Genomic DNA, 9,586 nt, shown 5'->3' with positions numbered 1-9,586 from the left:
TCTTCCGGTAGATCCCGCCAGGCAGCACCACTTCGAGCGATCCATAGAAAAGCGTTAAACATGGTTCGTTCATTTAATTTTGACGGACGTCCTGTTGTGTAGGGTGGAAACATATCCTTAATTTGATCCCACTGTTCATCGCTTATTTCGTACCATCTTTGACTCATGTTTGCTGCTCCATTCGTTTTTCTCAAATCTTACCATAATATTTAGTTTTCAGACACATTCTAAAGACTTGAAGGCGTTTTTAGCGGTGTACCAATACAAAAGTATTAACCAGGCAGCACAAGCATTGTTTGTGACACCTCAAGGGTTGAGTCAAACAATTAAAAAACTCGAAAGGGAACTAGATCTTGAGCTGTTCAGCAGAACACCAAAAGGCGTCTTTCCAACAAGATATGGGGACGTGCTTAATGAAAAAGCCGGACAAATCATCAAAGAACTGACTTCACTCAAGAACACTACCCAGATAAAAGCCACTGAACGAATAGCGCCTCTGACGGTTGCTTCTACATTCGGTGTCATCGCCTATCTAACAGTAGATTTTTTGATTGACTTCCGGGAAGCGTATCCCGATATTCGGCTGGATATTATTGAAGCTCCGGATGATTCAACTGAAGAATCTGTATGGACGGAAAAAGCTGAACTCGGATTTCTTGCAGGACCCATTAATGTTGTGAAATTTAACGCATCCTTCTTCACCTCACATAAGCATTGTTTGGTTATCCATAAAGAACACAGACTAGCACAAAAACGAGCTATCGCATACGAGGATTTGGAAGATGAGCCAATTGCCCTCGAGGGACGAGCTTTCCGGCCATATCATAACAATATGAACCGGTCCCTGAAAGCGGGCGTTACACCGCAGATCCTTCTGGAAACCTCTGAAATTGAGTTCACTCATCAAATTGCTAGCGCGAATAAAGGGATTGGGTTGTCCGTCGATTATTGCGCCTTCAACAACCGTTACAAGAACACCGTTATAAGACCATTTCAGAATTTCGATGAATGTACCTGGGACACGTATCTCATTACCAAGAAAGGTAAGATCATCAGTAAAGAAGCGGAAATTTTTCAGGATTTTGCGTTGTCCTGGCTGCAGACGAATCAAGCAAAGCTGTTCAAATGGAATGGGGAAGAACTTTAAGTGAAATTCTCCCGATATTCTTGAGGGTAAGAGCCGATTTGTTTTTTGAATACCTTGATAAAATGGGGAACAGATGTATAACCGAGCTTACCGGAAATATAAAATACTTTGAGATCTGTATTCTTCAGAAGAAATACAGCCCGTTCCATGCGGATCTTCAACAGATAATCTCCGATTGTCTCCCCGGTAACTGATTTATATACACTGGACAAATGAACAGGATAGAGGCTGACATGATCGGCAATAGATTGCTGAGAAATTCATTCACTTAGATTCTCTTGTATATATACTTGTACTCGAGAAACCAAGCCTTGCTGCTTATTTTCTATGTTTGAGGTCAGAGTATCTCGTAAGTCATTCAACTGTTTATGAGCTCACTCTTCTAATGTTTTGATCGACAGGAAGCTGGACTTGCATTGCAGTTGCTCTAACTCGAAGATTGGTTGATTATGATCTCTTCTACCGTTTTTATTAGCTGCCTGTATAAAGGTTGCTGCAAGCACAATAAACACTTCATAAACCCTGTCGAATGTCATATCTTTCATGAGTTTCATTTCCGTAAAGATGGATTCCAGCTTTTGCTCGAATTCGCTCCAACGTCCGGTTTCCAGCAGTATGAACAGATACGGGGGTTCATATAATGACGTAATCTTTGAAGGCAGAGTGTCCGTAAGGTTTGCAATGTAAGCTAACAACAATCCCTTCTGATGGCCTGCATACCGGGTGAACACACTCAGGGATTGTTGATATAAGCTTGCTATTTGCTCGGGGAAACGTTCGGTTTGGCTAAGATAGATCGAAATATCCTCATTAACGAAGGCTTGTGTGCTGCTGAAACTTCGAGGCAATAGAGTGCAATAAAGAGTCCGACAACCTGGATTTGCTTTTGACCAGCAGAACAAGATAACCGTGATCCGAGAAGCAGTGCCAGACCCCAATAAGTATCCTGGAATACTTCGTATGCTATACTGGCCAAAGCGTGCTCAAGAAGCGAGAGGGACTGTACATCATAATTGGAGGAACCTTCTTCTATCTTTACCAATACCAAAGTCACCGGATTACCTGCGGAGAAGGGGAGGTCAAATAACTGCAGCTTTTCATGAATAATGTCCCGAGAAAATAAGCTGAACCCGGAAGAAGATCTATAAGAACTTCTGGGGTTTTTGAAAAAATGGAAATGAGGACGTCATCTTACTTTCTCTACTATATATACAAGAACATATAAGCAAGATACCTATTAAGTATTGGTAAAAAGAATGGACAATGGGGTATTCTAAGTTAGACAATGGATATCTGGAGGTTCGTTCAAATGACCAAAAATAAGTTTCCGGAGAACTTTTTATGGGGTGGAGCTGTAGCTGCTAACCAGGCAGAAGGTGCTTGGCAAACAGATGGAAAAGGTATCTCTATTGCTGATGTTATGCCTCTTGGAGTACAAGGACCAGTACACAGTGAGCCTACACCTGAACAATATTATCCTGCACATGAAGCAGTAAATTTCTACCATCATTTTAAAGAAGATGTTGAATTGTTTGCAGAAATGGGTTTTAAATGCTTTAGAACGTCAATTGCTTGGACGCGTATATTTCCGAATGGTGATGAGCTTGAGCCTAACGAACAAGGTCTGAAGTTCTATGATAATCTGTTCGATGAACTTCTTTCAAAAGGTATCGAACCAGTTATTACAATTTCTCACTATGAGACCCCTCTCCATCTTGTAAAGCAATATGGTGGATGGTCCAATCGTAAGCTGATTGGATTCTTTGAGCGATATGCGACAACAATTTTCAAGCGCTACCGTGAGAAAGTGAAATACTGGATGACGTTTAATGAAATTAATAATGTGCATATCATACCTTTTGCTGCTGGGACTATACCTTCAGTTGATGGAAAAATTGATATGCATACGCTTTATCAATCCAGTCACCATATGTTTGTAGCCAGTGCGCTGGCTGTAAAAGCTTGCCATGAAATTATTCCTGGTGCGAAGATCGGCTGTATGCTTTCATTAAGCGGGGTCTATCCGAATACATGTCACCCGGATGATGTCTTTGAAACCTATCAGTTGCGTCGCCGTTCCCTTTTCTTTGGAGATGTTATGCTTAGAGGGACTTATCCAAGCTACATTAAGCGTATATGGGAGGAGCTGAATATACAGGTGGATATGGAACCTGGTGATGAAGAACTCATCAAGCAATATCCTTGCGAATACCTTGGATTTAGTTATTACAGAACAACTACACATAAAGCTGGAATTCCAATTGTTGGACATACTGGAGGAGTGACAGGTATTGATAATCCTTATCTGGAATCTACTCCGTGGGGATGGCAAGTAGATCCGAAAGGATTACGTTTAACCTGTAATGAGCTTTACGATAGGTACCAGAAGCCATTATTCATTGTGGAGAATGGTTTAGGTACTATTGATCAAATTGAAGCAGATGGCAGCATTCAAGACGATTACCGGATTGATTATCTTAACAAACACCTCAAGGAAATCAAGGAAGCCATTCATGATGGAGTTGAAATTATAGGCTATACCTGGTGGGGACCAATTGATATTATTAGTGCCGGTAAAGGTGAAATGAAGAAACGGTATGGCTTCATTCATGTGGATAAGGATGATGAGGGTAAAGGCACATTAAAGCGAACTAAGAAGAAAAGTTTCAACTGGTATAAGCAAATTATTGAAACTAATGGAGAAATTATTAATTAAAAAAGTAAAACCCAAACCTTAAAAGTGTTTGGGTTTTACTTTTTTTTTATTGCAAATATAAGACTGCTCTTGATAATTATAAACAACGAAGGACTTCATATAGTTCTTTCTGGATATGATAAGATATAGTCAGGCGTTGATAATAGTATATTAGAGCATTTTCTATAGGAGGGCTGAATAATGGACATCCGCCAATTACGCTATTTCATGGCTATCGTTGAAGAAGATCAAATTCTCACCAGAGCGGCTAAGCGGCTCAATATGGCTCAGCCTCCTTTGAGCCAACTATTGAAGGCGCTTGAAGATGAGCTTGGAGTCCTTCTATTTGAGCGCATTGGCAAACGCTTGGAACTAACGCCAGAAGGGAAAGCCTTATACCAAAAAGCACTTAAAATTACAAACTCTATGGACGAAATTATGATAGAGATGAAAGAAATTAGTGAAGGTGTTCGGGGGCAATTGATTTTAGGAACTACAGTATATTATGCTTCCCTCTTGATGGACAAAATGAATTACTTCCGTCTAAATCACCCCTTAGTAACGTTCAAAATACTACAAACTGATCCTGTAAGGCTGGTTCAACTGTTGAAAAATCGTGAAATTGAGTTTGCATTGCTGAATCTGCCTGTAGGAAGTGACGGTCTCTCTAAGCTTGAACTGAAAGAGCTGAAATATACCTTTGTTTATCCGACTGAATGGAGGTTGTCCGGCAATTCAATAAACAGCAAAGATATTGAACAATACCCCTTAGTATTCATGAGCAGGGAAAAGGGGTATGGGACTTTTGAAGATACCTTAGAGGAGTTCCGGAGACTGGGGGTAAAGCCTAATATTGTAGCGCAAACAAACGACCTACACATGATCATGAGCATGATTGAAAAAGGGATTGGGGCCTCTATTCTTCCGAGTATTGTGGTCCGTGAAAATTATAATCCGAATATTTCAAAGTTAGAAATCACTGATTTTAAACTCAGTACGGGTTCCGCTCTCGTCTGGTTAAGAGACCGTTATGTTAGTAAAGCTGCTAAATACTTTCTTGAACTGTTTGGAGAAAAGGATTTTTAATTTAAAACGGGCTAGTCTTAAAGGCTGTCCGGTAAATTTTGCTCATTAAAAGAACTTGAGTTACCTAGCCTTGTAGCATCTGGTATTAAGAAATAAACATCATTGTTGGGATTATATTAACATGGATTTTATACATATAGAAAATATGTAAAATATATATATGTAATACTATTAACATATAGCTCTATATCCGCTTACTCTAAATTGATTTATATGTTCCAGAGTATATACTAGATACATTTTAAGTATTGGCTCACCTTTTATGTTGTCAGGTATGATGTTCAAGAGGTGAGGATAGAATTTATGAGTGCTATATTTTCGCAAATCTTTTTATTGTTTGGTTTAATGATGATTGGATATATAGTGAATAAAGTGAAGGTGATGGATGAAGTTGCAGAAAAGAAAATCTCAAAATTAATTGTTAATGTCACGATTCCTGCAACTATTCTCTATTCTTCGATGTCCCAAGGGGTGGAGGATAAAACAAGAATCCTATGGGTGATTGTTGTAGCGGTAGCTGTATTCCTAATTACACCGATGTTAAGTTCTATGGCAGTAAGAACATTTAAGATGGATAAAACCTTCAAACTGATGTTAAACTACAGTAACTTGGGTTTTATGGGAATTCCTATTGTATCAAGCATCTATGGTGGAAATGCTGTGTTTGATGTGTCTATCTTTATGATGGTATTCAATATAAGTTTGTTTTCCCACGGAATATCCATTCTCCAGGAGGGTCATGGAACTAAAACAGAGGCATTAAAAAACATGCTGAATCCTGGGATATTATCCGCTGTAATTGCCTTGGGGATATTTTTGCTAGATATACCCGTTCCGCTTCCTCTCGCCAGTCTATGCTCATCCGTGGGCAGTATTACTACACCTTTAGCTATGATTGTCATCGGTTCGACTATGGCATCCATAAGTATTAAAGAGGTAATACAAGATAAAGAGATATATCTGTACACCATAATGAAAATTATTTTAATTCCTGCAGTAATTTGGTTTATTCTTCAGTTCTTTGTGCAAGATCCGATGATACTGGGAATAGCAGTAATATTATCGAGTCTGCCGACAGCAGGTAATGTATCGATGTTATGTTCAGAGTATAATGGAAATATTGGACTAGTTACAAAAGGAATATTCATGTCTACTTTATGTTCCATCGTTACAATTCCTATTCTGTTAATCATCTTTTAGATTTAGACCCTTTTACGAGGGTCTTTTTTGTATGTTTTATAATTGCTGTTTCTATATATCTCTAGACATATATAGAAGAGACGATTTAAATATTGGCCGATTATGAAAAACCTAAGTATGATAATCATGTAGTTTCAAAGCAGGTATTGCTTATAAAGTACATGATGAAACAGTCTTACTACAGGGGGTATCAATATGGATTTCAACAAGTTGGCCAAAGACATCCTGCAACTCACGGGAGGCAAAGAAAATATTGTTCATTTAGAACATTGCATGACACGGATCCGGATGAATGTAAAGGATGACAGTAAGGTACAAACCGAACAGCTAAAATCTCTGGATGGTGTGATGGGTGTTGCCCAGAGTGGGGGCCAGCATCAGATTATTATCGGGAACAATGTGACTAAAGTATATAAGGAATTAGTTGGTGTTGGTCATTTAGAAAGCGCTAACAGTGAGGACGCGGACGAACAAACGGAGAAGAATAGCTGGATTAGTAAAGTATTTGACATTATCTCAGGAATTTTCGTTCCTATCATACCGGTTATTGCTGGAGCAGGTATGCTCAAGGGACTTCTATCCATTTTGACAACAACTGAAGCGATAACTACAACTAGTGATGCCTATAAGTTCATTGAAGCTCTGTCGTCAGCTGCTTTTATATTCCTGCCGATCCTGCTTGCTTTTAGTTCAGCCACCAAATTTAAGACTAATCCTTATGTGGCTGTTGTGCTGGGTGGATTTATGCTACATCCGGCCTTTACAGCTTTAAGGCAGCAAGAAATTACAAGCCTCGATGTGTTCAATCTTCCGGTACGGCTAATTGATTATTCGTCAAGTGTTCTTCCCATCATTCTTGCGGTTTGGATGCTGTCGTATATTGAAAAAATAGCCAGAAAAATCATTCCGGGTTCTCTTCGAATTGTTCTTGAAGCAATGCTCATCTTGCTCGTTGCTGCTCCCATTACAATGACGGTTATCGGACCGCTGGGTACAGTTATTGGAGATGGTTTATCAGATGTATTTAATATTATATTTAATTTCTCGGGATTGCTTGCGGGGGTACTACTTGGAGGGACTTTCTCCTTGATCGTTATTACTGGAATGCACTATGGTTTCACTCCATTAATTTTGGGAGGTATCGCTAAGAATGGATTCGATTTAATCAAACCTATGATGATGATGGCGAATATGGGGCAAGCAGGTGCTACCTTCGCAGTATTCCTTAAAACTAAAAATAAAAAAATGAAATCTCTGGCCGGAGCCAGTACGTTTTCAGCACTGCTTGGAATTACAGAGCCGGCCATTTACGGGGTTACAATGAAATTAAAAAGGCCATTTATTGGGGCACTCATCGGAGGAGCGGCTGGCGGAGGAATTGCGGGAGTATTCAAAGTGAAAGCTTATGGCTGGGCAGTAGCTGGTTTGCCTGCTATTCCGCTATTCTTAGGAAATACCTTTATTTATTTTATTATTGCTGTATTAGTGAGTTTTAGTGTCGGGATGTTGGCTACATTACTCCTTGGCTTTAAAGATATAGAAGAAGAAAAGCAGATAGAACAAGCTCAGAAGAGTACGGATGCAGTGATGGGAGCTAAGGGCGAAGTTATTCAAAGTCCATTAGAAGGAGAAGTTATACCAATTCAAAACTTGAGTGATCCTGCTTTTGCTGAAGAGATGATGGGTAAAGGGGTAGCTATTGAGCCAAGTGCCGGAAGTGCAGTTTCACCCGTAGACGGTGTAATTATGCATATAACAAAAAGTAAACATGCGATAGCTATCGTTTCTGATGCTGGTGCAGAGGTACTGATACACATCGGGATTGATACGGTAAAGCTTAAAGGAGAACATTTCATTTCACATGTCAAAGCAGGCGATCACGTTACTGTGGGACAATTGCTAATAGAATTTGATATTCCTAAAATTAAGGATGCTGGTTATCAAACTGTAACTGCAATATTAGTAACAAACCCTGATAGGTATCAAGAGCCTGGGCGTGCTCTTCCCGGTCCAATCGTTTTTGGGGAGCAATTGATGACGCTTGAGATGAAGTAGTAGTCTAGCAGTATTTAGAAGGGCAACACATGAAGTATGTGTTGTCCTTTTATATTTTATAAGTATAAGAATAAGATTTAATCAATATTAGGCAGTGAGCTTACTGTCTGCTAGTCTAAAAAGATCAAATACAGGAGATTTATTCAGAGAGGTGGATAGTAAAATGGACCTGCGCCAGTTTCGTTACTTCGTAACAATTGTTCAGGAGAATAATAATATTACACAAGCTGCCAAGAAGCTGAATATATCACAACCCCCACTCAGCCAACAGTTAAAAGCGATGGAGGCTCAAATGAATGCGGAGTTTTTTATCAGGAATGGTAAAAGACTTGAACTAACTGATGTGGGAGCGGTATTTTATAACCGGGCTACTAAATTACTCGAAATGATTGAAGAGATAAAAAACGAAATCGCAGATGTCAAGGACGGGTCAAGTGGGTGTCTATCACTAGGAACTTCAGATTTCTATGGTCCTTTGCTAACTGACAAAATTTGTGAATTTAATTCGATCTATCCTGGAATCACCTATAGGATTATACAATCAGATGCTAACCGTTTAGGAGCACTGTTGATGTCTGGAGAAATCGATCTTGCTATTGTTAATATGCCAATTGATCTGCAACTCAGTGAATTTCATACCCACAGATTAAACCAAATAGGCTTTTCTTTATTTGTTCCTAATGAATGGGAGTGGAATGGAAGTGAAACTGAGATTACATTTCAAGAAATGGAAAATATTCCTCTAGTTTTGACCAAACGGGAAGAAGGCAAAGGTGGATCTTATGATGTTTTTATGAAGGAATGTAGTATAGCAGGGATTAAACCGAATATTCTTGCAGAATGTAATAATCTTCAAACTGTAATTTCACTAATATCTAAGGGGCTTGGCGCTTCCATACTACCGAATTATATGAATCAATTCTTAATTTCCCGAAATTTGCGTCAATTTCATATAAGGGATTCAGAACTATATAATGATTCAGCAATCATCTGGAGAAAGAAGAACTATACTCCAAAGGCTATAACTCATTTTGTGAATTTATTTGATAATCTATCACAATATAGTTTTTAAAGGGGAGAAAAGAGGCTGAACTCTTTAAACTTGAAACGGCTGCTGTTGCTAGATATTCATATCAACAACTCGTTTTTATGGGAAAGGACGAAGTGGTTTTTATACCTGCTTTGATAAGACAGTTGAATTTACCACGAATGATATAGCAGTTGTCCGGTGTTTGGGGAATCAGTGATACCTATAAAGGAAAAGCATTAGAACGATATAATAGAATGGCTCTTTCTTCTATATAGAACGCAATTAATAAACTAACAAATCTCTCTAGCCGTTAGACAGGTGCATACCCCAAACCACTATTATATTCCGATCCTCACATGATACGGAAATGCTA

At 39.0% G+C, this 9,586-nt stretch carries 9 protein-coding genes; 6 read left to right on the top strand and 3 right to left on the bottom strand.

What is annotated here, in order from left to right; genetic code table 11:
* Nucleotides 1-167, bottom strand: a 167-nt coding sequence (locus M2108_RS27685; protein WP_277472631.1) for a transposase, incomplete at its 3' end; no start/stop codon positions are given.
* 2 nt (nucleotides 168-169) lie between these two features.
* Between M2108_RS27685 and M2108_RS27680 the strand changes: the two genes are divergently transcribed.
* Nucleotides 170-1,147 carry a LysR family transcriptional regulator gene (locus M2108_RS27680; protein WP_346780616.1) on the top strand — a complete coding sequence of 326 codons (978 nt, stop codon included), beginning with the start codon at nucleotides 170-172 and terminating at the stop codon, nucleotides 1,145-1,147.
* Here M2108_RS27680 and M2108_RS31705 read toward each other — a convergent pair.
* Together M2108_RS31705 and M2108_RS27675 are read right to left on the bottom strand one after the other, a co-directional pair.
* Entirely contained in the window at nucleotides 1,144-1,392 is a 249-nt protein-coding gene (locus tag M2108_RS31705; protein WP_481856954.1) for a helix-turn-helix transcriptional regulator, read from the bottom strand. The two genes, M2108_RS27680 and M2108_RS31705, sit on opposite strands and share 4 nt — an antisense overlap.
* 129 nt (nucleotides 1,393-1,521) lie before the next feature.
* Nucleotides 1,522-1,842, bottom strand: coding sequence for a hypothetical protein (locus M2108_RS27675; RefSeq protein ID WP_280777274.1), 321 nt, complete (start codon nucleotides 1,840-1,842; stop codon nucleotides 1,522-1,524).
* A gap of 614 nt (nucleotides 1,843-2,456) precedes the next feature.
* Between M2108_RS27675 and M2108_RS27670 the strand changes: the two genes are divergently transcribed.
* From M2108_RS27670 to M2108_RS27650, 5 genes are all read left to right on the top strand, one after another.
* On the top strand, nucleotides 2,457-3,863 hold the full coding sequence (locus M2108_RS27670; RefSeq protein WP_277472627.1) for a glycoside hydrolase family 1 protein: 1,407 nt from the start codon (nucleotides 2,457-2,459) through the stop codon (nucleotides 3,861-3,863).
* 180 nt (nucleotides 3,864-4,043) lie between these two features.
* The gene (locus M2108_RS27665) at nucleotides 4,044-4,928 is read left to right on the top strand and encodes a LysR family transcriptional regulator (protein WP_277472626.1); all 885 of its coding nucleotides are present in this window, start codon (nucleotides 4,044-4,046) and stop codon (nucleotides 4,926-4,928) included.
* Between the two features lie 303 nt (nucleotides 4,929-5,231).
* A complete protein-coding gene (locus M2108_RS27660; RefSeq protein WP_277472625.1) occupies nucleotides 5,232-6,128 on the top strand; it encodes an AEC family transporter in 897 nt (298 codons plus the stop codon).
* A gap of 195 nt (nucleotides 6,129-6,323) precedes the next feature.
* On the top strand, nucleotides 6,324-8,183 hold the full coding sequence (locus M2108_RS27655) for a beta-glucoside-specific PTS transporter subunit IIABC (protein WP_277472624.1): 1,860 nt from the start codon (nucleotides 6,324-6,326) through the stop codon (nucleotides 8,181-8,183).
* Nucleotides 8,184-8,346: 163 nt separating this feature from the next.
* Nucleotides 8,347-9,255 (top strand): LysR family transcriptional regulator, encoded by a 909-nt coding sequence (locus tag M2108_RS27650; protein WP_277472623.1) that lies wholly within the window; start codon nucleotides 8,347-8,349, stop codon nucleotides 9,253-9,255.
* Nucleotides 9,256-9,586: the final 331 nt, after the last annotated feature.

This window comes from Paenibacillus sp. PastM-3 (genome assembly GCF_029893965.1).
GTDB lineage: Bacteria > Bacillota > Bacilli > Paenibacillales > Paenibacillaceae > Paenibacillus_AQ.
Note: the sequence above shows the minus strand (reverse complement) of the source record. Positions and strands in the feature narration are given on the sequence as shown.